Genomic DNA, 18,766 nt, shown 5'->3' with positions numbered 1-18,766 from the left:
CGAATACACGCTCCGTCACGTGCCTGACGGATGGCAAAGCCGCGTAATTTCGGTGTAGTATCCGCTGCAGAAGACCATTTGTATTATCAATCGAAATAATGAAAACAGTCAGCCGGATTCAGTCCGGCGACTGATACGGGGAAAGCTTGAACTCGCCATTCAATACCGGTGCATCCGGATCCGTTGCGCCACACGTTCCAATCACGTGGGCCGGATCTCTTCTTCTCTACGCCGACACTTTCCGCGCGGCCGAACCCATTCCGACTGATATCGCGCGCTGAGCGGCCCGTTCCGCGTCGCTCGTCTTCGTAGCACGCGGCCGGTACGCCGCTATCCCGCGATTCGGACAAACGTGCGCATGCCCGCACGGCGTCGTCACGTCGCTCGATCAAAAGAAGAGGATTACTGAATTATGACCGCGTGTACCCACTGCGGAACCGATCTGCCCGACGGTCTCAAGTTCTGCAAGCAATGCGGAACGCCGGTTGCGGCCATCCGGGCCGAAGCGGCCTGCGCACCGTGCCGGAACTGCCACGCCGCGCTGACGCCGAACCAGCGTTTCTGCAACAAGTGCGGGACCCCCGTCGCATCGGTCAATGACGCCGGTGCGATCGAGGCGGAAGCGCCCGTGCCGCCGGCCGAGCCCGCACTGCAACCCGCACACGTGGCCGCTGGATCCGCTCACGAATCTGCCTACGTCACCGTCGACGCGCAAGATACGCAAGCGGACATCAGCGTCGAATCGATCGCGGCGAACACTGCAGGGAACGACCTCGCGCACGTCGCGAACATCGCCGATCCGGTATCGGGGCGTGCGAACGCACCGCTGCAATCGCACGACGCCGCGGCCACTGCCACGCCCGTCGCAGCGGCAGACCAGCGGGGCGACGCGGTCGCTGCGTCGCAATCCTCGCCTGTCGGTACGGATGCGCAACCCGCGCCTGCGGGCGTATCGGCGAATACCGCAGCGGCACTCGCCGACGACGATACAGACGGGGTCGATGCGACTGCCAAGCTTCACGGCGTACCGGATGACGATGTGACGTCGGCGTTGGCCGAACCCATGCGTCCGCATTCCGGTGTCGTGCCGCCGCCGAAACCGCAGACCCCGACGACGAACGACGCTACGTCTGCAAGACTCAAGATCGTCGCAGCCGGCGTCGCGGTCGCCGTCGCCTGCGCGGGTGGTGCGTTCTGGTGGCACGGCCGCCAGGCGAGCGCACCTGCAACGCCCGAACCGGTTGCTGCATCCACGGTTCCTGCGTTCACGGCCAACGCCGCATCGGACATCACGGAACCGGGTTCCGCCTCCACCGGCGCGACTGTTGCGACGACACCGCCCGACGCACCGGCGTCCGCACCGACCGATACGGCCGCCGCCGCCATGACCGCGCCCGCGTCGGGCCTGGCCGTCGTCACGAATGTCGCGACGGCCCCGGTACCCGCGACACCACCAGCGTCGAACGCGCCGCCGGCATCCGCGAACGCGCAGCAACCGTCGCCCTTCGCGAAACTGCAGGACGACACGCCCACGCCGGCCACCCCAGCCCCCGCCACCGTTGCAGAGGCGCCGCGCAGCAAGCCACACCCGACGCCGGCCCGCCCGTCCGCGGCGGCCAATTCTGCCGCGCCCGCCGTCGACGGCCTGCTGAAACGCGCGCAGGGCGACCTGTCGCGCGGCCAGTACGACAAGGCGATCGCGACAGCGGAAAGCGTCCTGGCGATCGATCCGGGCAACCGTCCGGCGAAGACGTTGATCGCCAAGGCAAAGGCGCGGCAGATGGATGCACTGCGCAACAACAGCACACTTGAATGAAGCGCCGGAGAAAACCGACATGACAATCCAGAAGACCCTCGCCGCGGCCTGCGCGGTCACCTTGCTCGCCAGCGGCTGCGCCACCCAGAACGGCACCGGCGGGATTTCGTCCGAATCCGTGTTGCGCTGTACCGCGCTCGGCGCCGGCGGCGCGCTGGTCGGTGCGCTGATCGGCGGCACCAAGGGCGCGATCGGCGGCGCGGTGGCCGGGCTCGCCGCGTGCGCCGTGATCGAAGTCGCGACGCGGCAGACGAAGACGGCGGCCGAAGTCGATCGCGATTACCGCGCGAACAACCGCAACAACCTGCCGCCGTACGCGAAGATCGACGCCTACACCACGGTTGTAACGCCGCGCTCGGCGGTCAAGGCCGGCGAGCCGATCAAGCTGGCCTCGCAGATTCGCGCGGTGTCCGGCACGAACGAGCCCGTCCAGGAAGTGAAGGAAGTCGTGACCGTCTACGCGCCGTCGGGCGAGCAGTTCAAGCGCGGCGAGAAGATCGTCAACGCGACGCCGGGCAGCGGCGAATTCGACAACAGCTTCACGCTGAAACTGCCGTCGGGTGCGCCGCAAGGCACGTACACGCTGAAAAGCCAGGTCTACCTGAACGGCAAGCCGGGCTCGACCCGGCAATCCAGCATCCAGCTCGCGCAGGTCGACGGCGTCACCGTCGTCGCGCTGCTCGACGCCCCCGCCGCTCACTGACCGGCCCGCACCTGCAAGGAGATTCAACGATGTCAACGCTCGATCAAGCCCCCGTGTCGGGAAAGTTCGGCCTGCTGCGCGCCGCCGAGGCCGTCACGAACTGGCGCGCACTCGCGATGTGCGCGTTCGCGCTGGTCGCCAGCATGCTGATGGTCATGCTCACGATCCAGGTGATCGGTCACAGCCCCGTGCTCGGCCTGCTGTTCGTCATCGCGACGCTCGCGATCTCGCTGATCGGCTATTCCGCGGTCGGCATCGTGCTGATGCGCGATGCACAGGGTGAGTCGGTCGGATTCGTCGATGCACTGCTGCAGGCGACGTTCAGCGTCCACCGCCTCGTCGGCATCGGCGTGCTGCTCGTGGTCGGCTGGATCCTGCTGCTGCTCGCGCTGCTGATCGTGTTCCTGGTCTGCAAGATCCCGGGCGTCGGCCCGCTGCTGTACGCGATCGCGTATCCGGTCGCGGCGATCGCCGCGGGCGCGATCTTCGCCGGCATGGGGTACGTCGGCTATCCGCTCGCCGCGCCCGCCATCTGGCAAGGCAACTCGACGCTGCAGACCGCCGCGCGCCTGCTGCAGATCGGCCGCCGCCAGTTGCTCGGCGTGATCGTCCGGATGTTCGGGCTGCTGCTGCTCGTCGGTGTCCTGTCCGCCATCGTGTTCGGCATTCTCGGCACCGGCGCCGCGATCGCATCGTCGATCTCGGCGGCAACCGGCACTAGCCCGCTGGGCGGCCTGATGGGCATGAGCGGCCTCGGCCGGCACGCCGGCACCTACGGCCTTGGCATGGATGCGGCAGGAGGCGGATTCGACTACCGCAGCATGGCCTACCTGGGCGCGTACGGCTTCGGCAACGGCCTGCTGATCGCGATCGGTCTCGTGATTCCATTCCTGACGTTCGTCAACGGCACGTGCCTCATCTATCTGCAGACGGTCAGCGGCGTCGATTTCTCCGCAACGGAAGAGAAGCTGAGCCAGCACGTCGCGGACGCGAAACGCCACGCCGAACAGGCACGCGAACGCGCCGCCGATCACCTTGCGAAAGCACGCGACTCGCATGCTGCCAGCACGACGGGTGCAGCGGAGACGGCATCGCTGCCGGCGTCGGCTGCGGAATCGCCCGCCGCAGACGAGGCCACGGCCTGCGCGCAGTGCCACAAGCCGATGGCCGCCGACGACCTGTTCTGCGGCGAATGCGGTGCGCGCCGTCACGCTTGACGGCGGCATGATCGCGCATCAAGGCGCGGCCCACGGCCAGGTATCGCCGCGGGTCGCGGTTTCCGGGCAAACAACAGGCAGATGCCGGCGCGAGAAGTAGCCGTTCCCGGCCCCCGTCGCCGGGTCTCATTCGACTTCAGTCGTTCAACGCGATCATGAAATGCGGCGCCCGATCCGGGCGGACGATCCGCCCCGATGCGCGCGCGGATCGCCTCTCGCGCACTCAGTACAGCCCGGCGACCATGCGCGCCGGGAGGTCGCGATCGTAAGATTCGCCGTCGAACGTGCCGCCGCTCAGCCGCCGATGCATCGCACCCGCGCTCGGCAGCTGATCACGTTCGATCCGCGTGCCCGAATCCCAGAGCCGCGAACGCATGATCGCCTTCGAGCAATGGAAATAAGCCGCGTCGATGTGGATCAGCACCACCGTGCGCGGCGCTTTCCCGTCCACGGCAAAGCGCGCGAGCAGGCCGGGCTCGGCGCTGATCGTCGCGCGGCCGTTCACGCGCAACGTCTCGCCGACGCCGGGAATCAGGAACAGCAGCGACACGCGCGGATCGGCCACGATATTGCGCAGCGTATCGATCCGGTTGTTGCCCGGCCGATCCGGCAGCGCGAGCGTGTTCGGATCGACGATCGACACGAATCCCGCCACATCGCCGCGCGGTGAAACATCGGTGCCGTGCGGCCCAACCGACGACAGCGCAACGAACGGCGACGCGCGCACGAACGCCTGGTAGTCGTCGTTCAGGTGGTCGATTTCCTTCCACAGCGCACGTTCGTGCGGCGTCCCGTAGATGGCCTCAAGTTGCGCGACAGTCGTGATCTCGTGAGTCACATCAGTATCCTTGCGTCGACGTTGCGGCGCGAGGATGAAGCGGAAGCGCCGTCCCGCCATCGTACACGCGCCGCCCGCTCGCCGTTTGCTCGTTCAAGCCGTCGCGGTCTCGCGCTGCAAGGCCGGTAACGCCAGATTCGTGCGGAAATCGTCGCCGAGGTAATCGGTATCGAGCAGGTTGCGCCGGCGCAATTCGGGCAGCAGCCCGTTGAGCAGCAGGTCCTCCTGGTCGGGCTGCCCGAGCCCGTGCAGCGACAGCACGTCGACGAGCCCCGCGCGATAACGCGTTTCGATCGCATCGGCGAGCTGTTCGGGGGTGCCCGCGACGAACCAGTGGCCGGTTTCCTGCGCGCGGATGATCAGTTCGCGCAACGTCAGGCGCTGCCGCGCATAGCCGACGAAGATCGCGACGCGGCCGCGCCGGCGATGCACGCTGTCGATCGCCGGCAGCAGCGATCCCGGCAACGGCTGGTCGAGCGGCAGGTCGCGCAAGTCGACGCCGCCGCCGAGCATGTCGGCGAGCTTGAGCCGCCCTTGCTCGTAATCGATGCGCTCATGCTTGTCGCGCAGCCGTCGCGCGACGTCGGCGTCGGATTCGCCGATCACCGAGTGAAACGAGTTCATCACGAGCGGCAGCCGCCCTGCCCGGCCGAATGCGGTCGCCTGCCGGTGCAGTTCGCCGACGAACGTGCGCGCATCCTCGAGCGTCGGCTGCGACGTGTAGACGACTTCCGCAAACCGCGCGCCGAGCGTCACGCCGCTCGCCGACTGCCCCGCCTGGAACAGCACGGGACGCCGCTGCGGCGAAGGCGGCACGTTCAACGGCCCCTGCACCTGGAAGTGCGCGCCACGGTAATCGATCGGTCCGAGCTTGAGCGGATCGACCGACACGCCGCCGCTCGCCGTGCGTCGCACCGCGTCGGGAGCGTTCGCGTCGAACAGCGCGTTGACCACTTCGACGAATTCGGCGGCGCGCGCATAGCGCTGCTCCGGGTCGGGCAATGCGGCGTCGCCGAAATTCTCCTCGCCGACCGACGACGTCACCGCGTTCCACGCGGCGCGGCCGCCGCTCACGTGATCGAGCGTGCCGATCAGCCGCGCGAGGTTGTACGGATGGTGATACGTGGTCGACACCGTCGCGACGAGCCCGATCGACGACGTCGCCTGGCTCAGTGCGGCCAGCGCGACGATCGGCTCCTGGCTGCCGGTGCTGCCGGCGAGCCCGGCCGGATCGGCCTGCAACAGGTCGGCCGTGAAGAGGCCCGTGATCTTCTCGGCTTCCGCCTTGCGCGCGAGCGCCGCCGCGCGACGCATGCCTTGCGCGGGATCCGCATCGCCCGGCGCAACCAGCACGCTCGCGGCGCCGACGAGCGTCTTCAGGCGTCTACGTGTATCGCTCATGATGCGGCTCCGGCATGCGCCTCGGGTCGGCCGGTTGACATGATTCGCTCGTTCATTCGTATTCCCCACGATTGCGTTCGATCGGCGGACCCGCGCCGGCACCATGCTGCCGACGATCGCGCGCCGGGGCGTCCGGCAGGGTCCATGCGTGCGCCGCAAGGCGCGCAGCCATCGACCATAACGCAGGCCACCCGGTGGGCCGGAACGAATATTTTCGGCTTTCGATATTCTTCTTGATTGTTTGACCGGGCAAACGGCGTCGAAAAATAATCCGGCATGCCTAACCCGTTGATCGTGCCGCTTCGAACCGCGCCGGTCGCACCCTCATGACGTCCGACGCCCCTCATTCCGCCGCAGCATTGTCCGCCCTCCCGTTTCGCCTGAGCGTGCTCGACAAGAGCCCCGTCGCACCGGGCGAAACCGCCGTGGATGCACTCGCGCGCAGCGTGTCGCTCGCCCGCTTCGCCGACGACGCGGGTTATCACCGCTACTGGCTCGCCGAGCATCACAACACGGCTGCGCTCGCGTGCCCGTCGCCGGAAATCCTGATCGCGCATGTGCTCGCCCACACTCGCCGAATTCGTGTCGGATCGGGCGGCGTGATGCTGCAGCACTACAGCCCGTACAAGATCGCGGAGAACTTCAACCTGCTCGCGTCACTTGCACCCGATCGTGTCGATCTCGGCATCGGCAAGGCGCCGGGCGGGCTGCCGTTGTCGACGCGCGCGCTGCAGGCCGGCTACGACCCGGCGCGACGCGCGTCGTTCGCCGAACTCGCCGCCGAACTGAAGCGCCATCTCGACGGCAACCATACGCCGCCGGGCGACGCGGGGAACGAAGCCGCCACGCTGCACGCGACACCGTTTCCGCCCGTCGCCGCCCAACCGTTCCTGCTCGGCGCGAGCGCCGAAAGCGCCGCGCTGGCCGCCCAGCTCGGCTGGGCGTTCGTCTATGCGTCGCACCTCAACGCATCCACCGCCGACCTCGAACGGAGCTTCGACGCATACCGCCACGCATCGGGCGGCCGCACACCGCTGCTCGCCGTATCCGTGATCGTCGCCGCCACACGCGAAGCGGCCGCGCGACTCGCGAGCGGGCATCAGGGCTTTCGCGTGCAAGTGGGCGACACGCCGGCGGTCAACGTCGGCAGTCTCGAACAGGCGCACGCGTACATCCGTCAGGCGGGCAACGGGCCGCATCGGATCGACGCACGCGAGACGCGGATCGTGCACGGCACGCGCGACGACGTGCTGCGCGAACTCGATACGCTGCATCGCCGCCACGGGATCGCGGAATTCGTCGTCGACACACCGCTTGCCGATGCCGCACCGAGGATTGCGTCGTTGCGGCTGCTCGCCGGTGCGGCGGCGGACGGCAACGACCCGGCGGCGTCACGACGCGCGACCGAAGAAACGCCGCATGCACCGCACGCCGCCGCCGTCACCCGTCAACCCGACCTCGAAGGCGCCGCACGATGACCGATACGATCCGCATTGCCGGCGCCGACGACGTGCCGGCCCTTTATGCGTTGCTGCAGGACGCGTATGCGCCGCTCGTGCCGCAGGGCGTGCACTTCAACATCATTCGCTCGCCGATCGAGCACGTCGCGCAGACCGTTGCGCGCGAAACGACCTTCGTGCTCGAGCGCGCGGACGCCGACGGCCGCCGCGCGCCTGCCGCGACGCTGACCGTGCGGTTCCCGTGGGTATCCGGCGAGCGCCCCCGCACGCCGTATCCGTTCCTGCACTGGTTCGCGGTGGCGCCCGCGTTCAAGCGGCAGGGGCTCGGCCTCGCACTGCTCGGCCACGTGGAAGCGCAGTTCCTGACCGAACAGGTCAAGGCGCCCGCGACCTATCTCGCGACCGCGACCAATCATCCGTGGCTGCAGCCGTACTACGAGCGGCACGGCTATGTCGCGTTCGACCGCTCGACGAACACGCTCGGCACGCCGCTCGTCTGGCTGAGAAAGATCCTGATCCCGGATCTCTACCGGGAACCGCCGGCGGCGGATGCCGCTCCGGGCGCCGAGCGTCTTCGCGCCAGCGCATGACGTTCCATGCGCGCCGTTTCGACACTCGTCCCGCACCGCGCTTCGTCGCGCCCCGTTCCACCCGCCATGCCACTTGTAAAGGATTGCCCCGCATGACCCTCGCTTTTCCGGATTCCACGCTTCGCGCGTCGCGCCGCACGGCATCGGCCGCGCTGCTGTTCGCCCTCGCCTTGCCGCCCGCGGCGTTCGCCCAGGGCACGCCCGTCACGGGCGGCACGCTGACCTGGGGCGTCGAATCCGAGCCGCGCACGCTGAATCCGCAATTGAACGGCCAGGACAAGGTCGAGCTGCTGCTGCGCAACGTGTATGAGAGCCTGCTCGCGCGCAAGCCGGACGGCAGCTTCGTGCCGTGGCTCGCGACCGGCTACAAGGTGTCGCCCGACGGCAAGACCTACACGTTCACGCTGCGCGACGGCGTGAAGTTCAGCGACGGCGCGCCGCTCGACGCGCAGGCCGTCGCGCGCAACTTCCTGAACGCACGCAATCCGGCGTATTCGGGCGGCAGCCAGCTCGCGGCACAGATCCTGCACGTCGCGGACGTGAAGACGCCGGACGCGCGCACCGTCGTGATCACGCTCGACGCACCCTATGCGCCGTTCCTGACCTTCGCCGGCCGGTTCGCGCTGCTGTCGCCGAACGCGTTCGACCGGCCAAGCGTGAAAGCGGGCGGCACCGACGTCGCCGGCACCGGCCCGTTCATCCTGCGCCGCTACGTGAAGGGGCAGGAAATCGAGTTCGCGAAGAATCCCGACTATCGCTGGGCGCCGCCGACGGCGGGCCATCAAGGCCCGGCTTACCTCGACCGGATCGTCTACCGGTTCCTGCCCGAATCGTCGGTGCGCACCGGCGCGCTGCTGTCCGGCCAGGTCGACGTGATCGAGGGCGTATCCGGCAACGACGCGGCATTGATCCGCAAGAACCCGGACTTCACCTACCAGCACGCGCTGAACACCGGCACGCCGTACTCGCTGTTCCTGAACGTCGGCTACGGCCCCACGCAGGACGTGAAGGTGCGCCGCGCGCTGCTCGAAGGGCTCGACACGACCGGCATCGTGCAGTCGATCTATCGCGGCGAGCGCACGCGCGCATGGGGCATCACGTCGCCGATCGACCCGCTCTACGACGCACGCATCGAAAAGACCTACGGCAACAATCCGAAGCTTGCCAACCAGTTGCTCGACGAAGCGGGCTGGAGCGCACGCGACAGCGGCGGCTACCGCACGAAGAACGGCGAACGGCTGACGATCGCGGTGATCCAGGCGCAGGCGACCGTGCGCGACCAGCGCGACGTGCTGCTGCAGGCGCTGCAGGCGCAGGCGCGGCAGCGGCTCGGCGTCGACCTGAAGATCCAGTACGTCGACGACGGCACGTACGTCGAAGCACGCAAGACCGGCAAGTTCGGCTCGATCGCGAACTCGAACACGCCGCCGGACGGCATCGACATCGAAGGCCACTACCTGCCCGTCGATCGCGGCGGCGCGCTGAACTACAGCCGCGCGGCGGCACCGGAACTGACGCGCTGGCTGCAGGCGGCCGCGCGCACGCAGAACGTCGCGGAGCGCAAGACGTTGTACGGCGAACTGCAGCACTTCGCGATCAACGAGCAGGCGTACGCGGTGCCGCTGTACGAGCCGGAGGACCAGATCGCCGCCGCGAAGGCCGTCCAGGGCCTGCGCTTCCGCCCGTTCGCGCAGATGCCCGAGAACCCGTACGACGTGTGGGTGAAAAAGTAATCGAGCAAGCCACACCGGTCCGCCGCGCGCGGCACCGGCAGGAGAAGCCGAGCATGAACCATCCGAGCGCCGTACCCGTTTCCGTCCAGGACACCGCAGCGCCCACGCCGCCCGCCTCGTCACCGGCCGCGTGGCGCCGCGTGCTGCGCTCGCCGGTGGCGACGCGGCTCGCCACCGGCGTACTGGTGCTGTGGGCCGCGATCACGCTGTCGTTCGCGGCCGTCCACGTCGCGCCCGGCGACATCGTCAGCATCCTGATCGGCGAGCAGCTGAGCACACCGCAGATCGAAGCCGCGATCCGCCGGGAATGGGGGCTCGACGAACCGCTGCCGCTGCAATACCTGCACTACCTGTGGCGGGTGCTGCACGGCGACTTCGGCCGCTCGTACATCCTGAACACCGACGTCGCGCCGCTCGTGATCGGCCAGCTGTGGCCGACGCTGAAGCTGACGGGCGCGGCGCTCGTCGTGACGCTCGTGTTCGCGGTCGGCCTCGCGGTGCTGACGGCCGGCCGCCGCTGGGCCGGGCGGGCGGCGTCCGGCGTCGAGCTGCTGCTCGCGTCGACGCCGTCGTTCTGGCTCGGGATCATGCTGCTGTTCGTGTTCAGCTTCACGCTGAAGCTGTTCCCGGTCGCCGGCGATCGCGGCTTCGCGTCGCTCGTGCTGCCGGCGCTGTCGCTCGGGCTCGCGCAGGGCGCGGTGATCGGCCGCGTGCTGCGCCAGGGCATCGAGCGCGCGCTCGACGAGCCGTATGCGCTGACGGTGCGCTCGTGGGGCATCGGCGGGCTCGCGCTGCGCGTGCGGCATGCGCTGCGCCACGCGGCGCTGCCGGCCGTCACGCTCGCCGGCTGGCTCGTCGGCGGGCTGCTGAGCGGCGCGGTGATCACCGAGCAGGTGTTCGGCCGGCCCGGCCTCGGCAAGATCACCGTCGACGCGGTGCTGTCGAAGGACATGCCGGTGATCCTCGCGATCGCGATCCTGTCGGCGGCGATCTATGTCGCGCTCAGCACCGCCGTCGACCTCCTCTACCTGCTGATCGACCCTCGCCTGCGCGACCGCCGCGCGCGGCATTGAACCGGAGACACCGATGTCCACGCCCCTCGACCTGCCGTGGCGCCCGCGTGCGCCGCTCGGTGCGGCCGGCTGGCTGCGCCGCCATCCGGGCCTCGCGCTCGCGGCCGTCTACCTGCTGCTGAACGCAGTGGCGGTGATCGCCCCCGGCTGGCTCACGCGCTACGACCCGCTGGCCGCCGATCCGCTGGCCGCGCAACTCGGCAGCAGCGCCGAACACTGGCTCGGCACCGACCAGCTCGGCCGCGACATCTTCTCGCGGGTCGTCTACGGCGCCCGCTACTCGCTGTCGATCAGCGCCGCGTCGATCGCGGTCGCGACGCTGTTCGGCACCGCGCTCGGGCTGTTCGCGGGCCTCGCGCGCGGCTGGCTCGACGAACTGATCTCGCGCTTTCTCGATGTGGTGTCCGCGTTCCCCGACCTGCTGCTCGCGCTGATGCTGATCTCGTTTACCGGCCCGGGCGCCACGAACCTCGTGTTCGCGCTCGGCGTCGCGTCGGTGCCGCGTTTCGCGCGCGTGGTGCGCGCGCAGACCTTCGTCGTCGCCGGCTCAGGCTACGTCGAGCAGGCACGCACGTTCGGCCTCGCGCCGGCGGTGCTGGTGTGGCGCCACGTACTGCCGCACGCGATCGCGCAGGTGCCGGTGCTCGCGACCGTCGGGCTCGGCACCGCGATCATCGGCGCGTCGGGGCTGAGCTTCCTCGGCATGGGGCCGCAGCCGCCCGCCGCCGAGTGGGGGCTGATGCTCGCCGAGGGCCGCAACTACCTGTACAACGCGTGGTGGATCGCGGTCTGGCCCGGCCTCGCGATCACCGCGGCCGTCGTCGCCGTGAACGCGCTCGGCGGCTACTGGCAGGCACGCTTCGAACGCCGGGAGACGACATGACGACCTTCGCACCGGCACCGCACGCCACGCCGCTCGTCCACGTCGAACGCCTGACGATCGGGTTCCGCGGCCCGCACGGCACGCGCCCCGTCGTCGGGCCGCTCGACCTGGTCGTCCATGCCGGCGAATGCGTCGCGCTCGTCGGCGAGTCGGGTTCCGGCAAGTCGGTCACCGCACGCAGCCTCGTCGGGCTGAACGGCCCGCACGCCGTGGTGAACGCCGAACGCCTCGAGATCGCCGGCACCGATGCGCGGCGCCATCGCGAACGCGACTGGCGCGCCATTCGCGGCCGCCGGATCGGCTACGTGCTGCAGGACGCGCTCGTGTCGCTCGATCCGCTGTGGCGCGTGCGCGATCTCGTCGCCGAGGCGCTGCACGATACGCGGCGGCGCGACGTTCATGCGCGCAGCGCCGACCTGCTGCGTTCGGTCGGCATCGACGAGCCCGAACGGCGCTTGCCGCAATATCCGCACCAGCTGTCGGGCGGCTTGCGGCAGCGCGTGCTGATCGGCACCGCGCTCGCCGGCGGTGCTTCGCTGCTGATCGCCGACGAGCCGACCACGGCGCTCGACATGACTGTGCAGCGGCAGATCCTGTCGCTGCTGCGCGCGCGTCGCGAGGCCGGCGATGCGCTGCTGCTGATCAGCCACGATCTCGCGGTCGTCGCCGAACTCGCCGATCGCGTGCTCGTGATGCGGGCCGGCCAGGTCGTCGAGCAGGGGCCGGCGCGCGACGTGCTGACCGCGCCCGCGCATCCGTACACGCGCCAGTTGCTCGCCGCGATTCCGACGCCCGCGTCGCGCGGGTTCCGGCTCGCGGCGGATCCGCAGGCCGATGGCGACGCCGCGGCCGCAGCCGCGGCCGCGCGCATCCCGCTGCCGCCCAAGCGGATCGACGCCCGCGAGAAAGTGCTCGCCGTCGACGCGGTGACGAAGCGCTACGGCGGCCACGACGCGCCGGTCGCGGTCGACGGCGTGTCGTTCGCGCTGGCGCGCGGCGAGACGCTAGGCATCGTCGGCGAATCCGGTTCCGGGAAATCGACGATCGCGCGGATCGTGCTCGGCCTGATCGAGCCGGACCACGGCACCGTCACGCTCGACGGCGAACCGTGGAGCGGCGTGCCCGAAGCCGCACGGCGGGCCCGCCGCGCGCGGCTGCAGCTGATCGCGCAGGATCCCTACAGTTCGTTCGACCCGCGCTATTCGGTGGGCCAGATCATCGGCGAAAGCCTCGATGCGATCGGCGTGCGCGGCGATGCGCGCCGCCGCCGCGTGCTGCAGTTGCTCGACGAAGTGCGGCTCGGCGCCGGCTGCATCGACCGCTATCCGCGCGAATTGTCCGGCGGCCAGCGGCAGCGCGTCGCGATCGCGCGCGCGTTCGCACCGAATCCGGCGCTGCTCGTCGCGGACGAACCCGTCAGCGCGCTCGACGTGTCGATCCAGGCGCAGGTGCTCGACCTGCTCGCCGACCTGCAGGCCGAGCACGGCACCGCGATGCTGTTCATTTCGCACGATCTCGGCGTCGTGCATCACGTCGCCGACCGCATTCTCGTGATGCGGCGCGGCCGCGTGGTCGAAAGCGGCCCGGTCGGCACGGTGTTCGCCGCGCCGTCGCATCCGTACACCGCGTCGCTGCTCGACGCGCTGCCCACGCTGCCCGACGCGCGCCCGTCGCCCGCGCGCGCCGCGTTCGCATGACACCCTCCCTCTCTCGTTCCTGCCCGTCATGAGCCAACCGACTTCCGCTACCTCCCGCCCGATCCATCTCGGCGCCATCATCCAGGGCGCGTCCGGCAACATGTCCGCGTGGCGGCATCCGGATGCGGTCGCCGACGCGAGCATCAACGTGGCCTTTGTGCGCGAGCTCGCGCGACAGGCCGAGGCCGCGAAGTTCGACCTGCTGTTCGTCGCCGACGGCCTGCACATCAACGCGAAATCGATCCCGCACTTCCTGAACCGCTTCGAGCCGCTCACGCTGCTGTCGGCGCTCGCGCTCGTCACCGAGCGGATCGGGCTGGTCGGCACGCTGTCGACGTCGTACAGCGATCCGTTCACCGTCGCGCGGCAGTTCTCGAGCCTCGACCATCTGAGCGACGGCCGGGCCGGCTGGAACGTCGTCACGTCGCCGCTCGAAGGCTCGGCGAAGAATTTCTCGCGCGACAAGCATCCGGAGCATGCGCTGCGCTATCGGATCGCGTCGGAATTCCTGACCGTGACGAAGGGGCTGTGGGACTCGTGGGAAGACGACGCATTCGTGCGCGACAAGGCGAGCGGCGTGTTCTTCGATCCGGACAAGCTGCACACGCTGAATCACGCCGGCGAATTCTTCTCGGTTGCCGGGCCGCTGAACATCGGCCGCTCGCGACAGGGGCGCCCGATCCTGTTCCAGGCCGGCGCGTCCGACGACGGCAAGGGGGTCGCGGTCGAGCATGCCGATGCCATCTACACGCGCCAGGAGACGATCCCGCTCGCGCAGGCGTTCTATGCGGACGTGCAGAAGCGGCTCGCGGCGCGCGGCCGGGCACCCGACAGCCTGAAGGTGTTCCAGGGCACGAGCGTGATCGTCGCGGCATCGGCCGCCGACGCGGAGGCGCAGTATCAGGACACGGCGCGGCTCGTGACGATCGACAACGCGCTCGACTATCTCGGCCGCTACTTCGATCACCACGACTTCACGCAATACGCGCTCGACGCGCCGTTCCCGGATCTCGGCGAGCTCGGCGGCAACCAGTTCCGCAGCACCACCGACACGATCAAGCGCGACGCGGCCGAGCGCGGCCTCACGCTGCGCGAGGTCGCGCTCGAGGCGGCCACGCCACGCCCCGCGTTCGCCGGCACGCCCGAGCAGGTGGCGGACGGGTTGCAGGCATGGGTCGATGCGCGCGCCACCGACGGCTTCATCGTGCGCGGCGGCACGCCGACGGCGTTCACGGAATTCGCGACGAAGGTCGTGCCGATCCTGCAGGAACGTGGCGCCTACCGGCGCGATTACGAAGGCGCGACGCTGCGCGAGCATCTCGGGCTCGCGTACCCGGTCAACCCGCACGCGCAAGCGGCCTGAATGCCGGCCGCACGCGGCGAGCATCGGGCAGCCGGTGCGCGCCCCGCCCCGACGGTCGCCTTCGGGCGACGACGTCGAACGGCGGCAGCGTCCCGTCCATTGGCTACACCCGCCCCGCCAGATGAAACCGTGACGCCGGATGCCACAGCTGCACCGACGTCGCGACCTGCCCGCCGACCCACGTACGCCGCCGCAGCAGCAGGCACGGTTCGCCGATCTCCATCACGAGGTGACGGCGCACCTGCGCATCGGGCTTCTGCGCGTAGATGCGGAATTCCGCGCGCTGGATCGGCGCGAGCCGCACCATGTAGTGGTTCGGCGTCTCGACCGTGAAATCCTGCTCGAGATACGCGGGAAACAGCGCCGGATTGACGTAGCGATCCTCGAACTGGATCGGCTCGCCCTCCTCGCAATGCACGATGCGCGAATGAAACACCGGCCCCGTGCGCAGCCCGAGCGCTTCGACCGCTTCGGGATCCTCACTGCTTTCGAGCGTCATCACGCGCGCACTGTGCCGATGGCCGCGCTCGGCGATCTCGTCCGCGATGTTGCGGATCTCGAGCACCGTCGATTCGTAATGACGGCGCTCGACGAAGGTGCCCGCCCCCTGGATACGGGTCAGCACACGCTCGGCGGTCAGCTCGCGCAGCGCGCGCGACACCGTCATCCGCGCCACGCCGAACTCCTTGACCAGTTCGGCCTCGGTCGGAATCGCGCCGCCGGGCTTCCAGTCGCCGTTCGCGATCCGCTCGACCACGTAGCGCTTGATCTGCTGGTAGGCCGGCAGCGCGCGCGCCGGCACGTCGTCGCCCGGTACGGCCCCCGGCCGGGCCGCCGTGTATCGTTCCGCTTCGTTCATGCGCCCTCGATCGAATGAAGATGGGATGACCTGCCGAGCGTCGCCCCGCCGCTGCGTCACGCCAGCGACGGCGGTACGCCCGCGACGATGGCGGCCGCGCTCGCGATGTCATCGGCGAGCGGCCGGTCGTCGTGATACGCCGGCACGCGTTCGCGCACGTAACGCCGCAGCGCGTCGGTCGGCGCCGCCCGCGATGCGCCGTTCTCCTGCAAGTCGTACGCCTGCGCGGCGGCCAGCAACTCGATCGCGAGCACACGCGTGGTGTTCTCGATGATGTCGAGCGCCTTCAGCGCGGCCGGCGTCGCATGGCACAGATGATCTTCCTGCAAGCCCGACGTAATGCCGCCGTCGAGGCTCGCGGGCGCGGCGAGCCGCTGGTTCTGCGCCACGAGCGCGACCGCGGTGTACTGCGCGATCATGAACCCGGAACACGTGCCGCCCGGCGCCGCGAGAAACGCCGGCAGCCCGCTCACGAGCGGATTGACGAGCCGGTCGAGCCGCCGCTCGGCAATCGCCGCGACCTGCGCCATCGCGGCCGCGAGGCTGTCCATCGCGAGCGCGATGCCCGCGCCGACCGCATGCGCCTGCGAATGCACGGTCGGTGCGTCGCGCGTGCCCGCGACGATCGGATTGTCGGTCACGGACGCGAGCTCGCGGTCGACGACTTCCGCCGTGACCGCCAGCACGTCGCGCGCCGCGCCGTGGACGTGCGGAATCGTGCGCAGGCTGAGCGGATCCTGCGTATGCCGCCCGTTCGCCCCGGCGAGCATCGCGCTGTCGGCAAGCATCGCGCGCAGGCGCGCGCCGACGTGCCCGATGCCGGGCGAAATGCGCAGCGCCAGCGAGGCCGGATCGAACGCGGCGAGCTGGCCGCCGAGATTCTCGAAGCTCGTCGCCGCGATCCAGTCGGCCCAGTCGAGCAGCCGCTCCGCGCGGGCGAGCGCGAGCGCGGCGAGCCCCGTCACGCACGGCGTGCCGTTGACGAGGCTCAGCCCCTCCTTCGCACCGAGCGCCAGCGGCTCGCGGCCGATGCGGCGCAACGCTTCGTCGCCACGCACGCGTTCGCCGCGATGACGCGCGTGGCCGTGGCCGATACAGACGAGCGCGACGTGCGCCATGTGGGTCAGATAGCCGACCGACCCGTGCGCCGGCACTTCCGGCAGGCAATCGTGCTCGAGCAGCGCGACCAGCTGGTCGACGATGTCGGCGCGCACGCCGGAATGCCCGTGCGCGTAGTTGTTGATCGCGGCCGCGATGATCGCGCGCGTTTCCGCCGCACCGAGCGGCGCGCCGACGCCGACCGCGTGGCTCATCAGGATGTTGCGCGACAGCGTGCCCTGCTGCTCGGGCGACACGATCACGTCGCACAGCGCACCGACGCCCGTGTTGACGCCGTACGCGCGAATGCCGCGCGCGACGATTGCGTCGACGAGTTCGCGCGCCGCGACGACTCGCCCGCGCGCGTCGTCGGTCAACGCGAGCGGCGCGCCGGCCGCCACCGCCGCGATCTGCCGCCAGTCGAGCGGCCGGGCCGAACGGAATACGGTCATGGCGGCCTCAGTTCGCGGCGCGATCATGATGGCTCGACACGAACTGGCGGAAGCGTTCGGAGCACTGGCCGCCGAACAGTTCGCCCGGCGTGCCGTCCGCATCGACCTCGCCCTGATGCAGGAACATCACGCGGTTCGACACATGCCGCGCGAAGCCCATTTCGTGCGTGACGACCAGCATCGTGCGCCCTTCCTCCGCGAGCGAGCGCATCACGCGCAGCACCTCGCCGACCAGCTCCGGATCGAGCGCGGAAGTCGGTTCGTCGAACAGCATCACCTTCGGATGCATCGCGAGCGCCCGCGCGATCGCGACCCGCTGCTGCTGGCCGCCCGACAGATGGGCCGGATAGTAGCCACGCTTGTCCGCGAGGCCGACGCGCGCGAGCAGCGCCTCCGCTTCCTCGACCGCTTCCGCGCGACTGCGCTTCTGCACGCGCAGCGGCCCTTCGACGAGATTGTCGAGCACGGTCATGTGCGACCACAGGTTGAAGTTCTGGAACACCATCCCGAGCTGCGAGCGGATGCGGTCGACCTGACGCCGGTCGCCCGGATGCAGCTTGCCGTCGCGCGCGCGTTTCATCTTCAGTTCCTCGCCGGCGAGCGCGACGGAGCCGTCGTCGGGCGTTTCGAGCAGGTTCAGGCAGCGCAGGAAGGTGCTCTTGCCCGAACCGCTCGCACCGAGGATCGAGATGACGTCGCCTTCGTGCGCGTCGAGCGAAATGCCCTTCAGCACGTGGTGATCGCCGAACGACTTGTGGATGTTCCTGACCGACAGGGCGACGGGAGCTGCAGAGTTCATCGATTTCTCCTGGAAGGAAGGACGCGGTCAGGATGCGACACGTCGCGCATTGCGTGCGTCGGCCGCGGGTGCACCGGACGGCTTCGGCGCGCGCAGGTGGCCCGACAGCCGCCATTCGAGCGCGCCGAGCAGGCGGACGACGATGAAGTTAAGGCCCAGGTAGATGAGGGCCGCACACACGAATACCTCGGTCGTCCGGTAGGTTTGCTGGATGATCTGCTGCGCGACGCCCGTCACCTCCCACACGGTCACGAGGCTGGCGAGCGCGGTGGACTTCACCAGCAGCACGGCTTCGGTCGAATACGCGGGCAGGCACTGACGCAGCGCGATCGGGCCGATCACCCGGCGCAGCAGCGCGAAGCCCGACAGGCCGATCGAATAGCCGGCCTCGATCTGCCCGACCGGCACGGCCATCAGCCCGCCGCGCAGGATCTCGGCCGTGTAGCCGGCCGTACACAGCGCGAGCGACAGCACCGCGCACACGTACGGCTCGCGCAGCAGCGGCCACATGAAGCTCTCGCGGATCACGCCGAACTGGCCGAGCCCGTAGTACACGAGAAACATCTGGATCAGCAGCGGCGAGCCGCGAAACACCAGGATGTAGGCACGCGCGAAGCGGTTCGGCAGCCAGCGCGGCGACACGCGCATCGTGACGATCACGAGCGACAGCAGGCCGCCGAGCACGAGCGACGCGAAGAACAGGCCGAGCGTGGTCGGTACTGCCGCGAGCAGCTGGCGCAGCGTGTCGAACAGGAAATCGAAATCGAGTGACATGGGCGCTCCG

The 18,766-nt window shown here is 69.5% G+C and carries 16 protein-coding genes and 1 pseudogene; 11 read left to right on the top strand and 6 right to left on the bottom strand.

Features of this window, described 5'->3' with window-relative positions:
* Nucleotides 1-412: 412 nt before the first annotated feature.
* From CFB41_RS39030 to CFB41_RS35920, 4 genes and pseudogenes are all read left to right on the top strand, one after another.
* Nucleotides 413-580 (top strand): annotated as a pseudogene (locus CFB41_RS39030) (zinc-ribbon domain-containing protein); the annotation flags it as partial.
* 48 nt (nt 581-628) lie between these two features.
* Nucleotides 629-1,816, top strand: coding sequence for a hypothetical protein (locus tag CFB41_RS35930; RefSeq protein ID WP_256941390.1), 1,188 nt, complete (start codon nt 629-631; stop codon nt 1,814-1,816).
* A gap of 19 nt (nt 1,817-1,835) precedes the next feature.
* On the top strand, nt 1,836-2,519 hold the full coding sequence (locus CFB41_RS35925) for a hypothetical protein (RefSeq protein ID WP_256941389.1): 684 nt from the start codon (nt 1,836-1,838) through the stop codon (nt 2,517-2,519).
* 29 nt (nt 2,520-2,548) lie between these two features.
* A complete protein-coding gene (locus CFB41_RS35920; protein WP_089459969.1) occupies nt 2,549-3,736 on the top strand; it encodes a zinc ribbon domain-containing protein in 1,188 nt (395 codons plus the stop codon).
* Nucleotides 3,737-3,959: 223 nt separating this feature from the next.
* On the opposite strand, the gene CFB41_RS35915 is transcribed toward CFB41_RS35920, so the two are convergent.
* Together CFB41_RS35915 and CFB41_RS35910 are read right to left on the bottom strand one after the other, a co-directional pair.
* Entirely contained in the window at nt 3,960-4,574 is a 615-nt protein-coding gene (locus tag CFB41_RS35915; RefSeq protein ID WP_256941388.1) for a pyridoxamine 5'-phosphate oxidase family protein, read from the bottom strand.
* Between the two features lie 93 nt (nt 4,575-4,667).
* On the bottom strand, nt 4,668-5,975 hold the full coding sequence (locus tag CFB41_RS35910; protein WP_089459967.1) for an NtaA/DmoA family FMN-dependent monooxygenase: 1,308 nt from the start codon (nt 5,973-5,975) through the stop codon (nt 4,668-4,670).
* Between the two features lie 326 nt (nt 5,976-6,301).
* Between CFB41_RS35910 and CFB41_RS35900 the strand changes: the two genes are divergently transcribed.
* From CFB41_RS35900 to CFB41_RS35870, 7 genes are all read left to right on the top strand, one after another.
* Nucleotides 6,302-7,453, top strand: a complete 1,152-nt coding sequence (locus CFB41_RS35900; RefSeq protein WP_089459966.1) for an MsnO8 family LLM class oxidoreductase — start codon at nt 6,302-6,304, stop codon at nt 7,451-7,453.
* Nucleotides 7,450-8,025 carry a GNAT family N-acetyltransferase gene (locus tag CFB41_RS35895; RefSeq protein ID WP_089459965.1) on the top strand — a complete coding sequence of 192 codons (576 nt, stop codon included), beginning with the start codon at nt 7,450-7,452 and terminating at the stop codon, nt 8,023-8,025. The genes CFB41_RS35900 and CFB41_RS35895 overlap by 4 nt, the downstream gene beginning before the upstream one ends.
* Nucleotides 8,026-8,117: 92 nt before the next feature.
* Nucleotides 8,118-9,758: an ABC transporter substrate-binding protein gene (locus tag CFB41_RS35890; protein ID WP_089459964.1), complete on the top strand. Its 1,641-nt coding sequence runs from the start codon at nt 8,118-8,120 to the stop codon at nt 9,756-9,758.
* A gap of 53 nt (nt 9,759-9,811) precedes the next feature.
* Entirely contained in the window at nt 9,812-10,831 is a 1,020-nt protein-coding gene (locus tag CFB41_RS35885; RefSeq protein ID WP_089459963.1) for an ABC transporter permease, read from the top strand.
* 13 nt (nt 10,832-10,844) lie between these two features.
* Complete coding sequence (locus CFB41_RS35880; protein ID WP_089459962.1) at nt 10,845-11,714, top strand: ABC transporter permease; 870 nt, start codon at nt 10,845-10,847, stop codon at nt 11,712-11,714.
* The gene (locus tag CFB41_RS35875; RefSeq protein ID WP_089459961.1) at nt 11,711-13,411 is read left to right on the top strand and encodes an ABC transporter ATP-binding protein; all 1,701 of its coding nucleotides are present in this window, start codon (nt 11,711-11,713) and stop codon (nt 13,409-13,411) included. Before CFB41_RS35880 ends, CFB41_RS35875 begins: the two co-directional genes overlap by 4 nt.
* 28 nt (nt 13,412-13,439) lie before the next feature.
* Complete coding sequence (locus CFB41_RS35870; RefSeq protein ID WP_089459960.1) at nt 13,440-14,774, top strand: LLM class flavin-dependent oxidoreductase; 1,335 nt, start codon at nt 13,440-13,442, stop codon at nt 14,772-14,774.
* Between the two features lie 103 nt (nt 14,775-14,877).
* Here the strand turns inward: CFB41_RS35870 and hutC are convergent, their stop codons facing one another.
* Genes hutC through CFB41_RS35850 form a run of 4 tightly spaced genes read right to left on the bottom strand, consistent with a single transcriptional unit; the run spans nt 14,878 to nt 18,756 of the window.
* A complete protein-coding gene (gene hutC, locus CFB41_RS35865; RefSeq protein WP_089443948.1) occupies nt 14,878-15,633 on the bottom strand; it encodes a histidine utilization repressor in 756 nt (251 codons plus the stop codon).
* A 56-nt stretch (nt 15,634-15,689) separates the two neighbouring features.
* Complete coding sequence (locus CFB41_RS35860; protein WP_089459959.1) at nt 15,690-17,183, bottom strand: aromatic amino acid ammonia-lyase; 1,494 nt, start codon at nt 17,181-17,183, stop codon at nt 15,690-15,692.
* Nucleotides 17,184-17,190: 7 nt separating this feature from the next.
* Nucleotides 17,191-17,982, bottom strand: coding sequence for an ABC transporter ATP-binding protein (locus CFB41_RS35855; RefSeq protein ID WP_089443946.1), 792 nt, complete (start codon nt 17,980-17,982; stop codon nt 17,191-17,193).
* A gap of 27 nt (nt 17,983-18,009) precedes the next feature.
* Complete coding sequence (locus CFB41_RS35850; RefSeq protein ID WP_039353366.1) at nt 18,010-18,756, bottom strand: ABC transporter permease; 747 nt, start codon at nt 18,754-18,756, stop codon at nt 18,010-18,012.
* Nucleotides 18,757-18,766: the final 10 nt, after the last annotated feature.

The organism is Burkholderia sp. AU33803, assembly GCF_002223095.1.
GTDB lineage: Bacteria > Pseudomonadota > Gammaproteobacteria > Burkholderiales > Burkholderiaceae > Burkholderia.
Note: the sequence above shows the minus strand (reverse complement) of the source record. Positions and strands in the feature narration are given on the sequence as shown.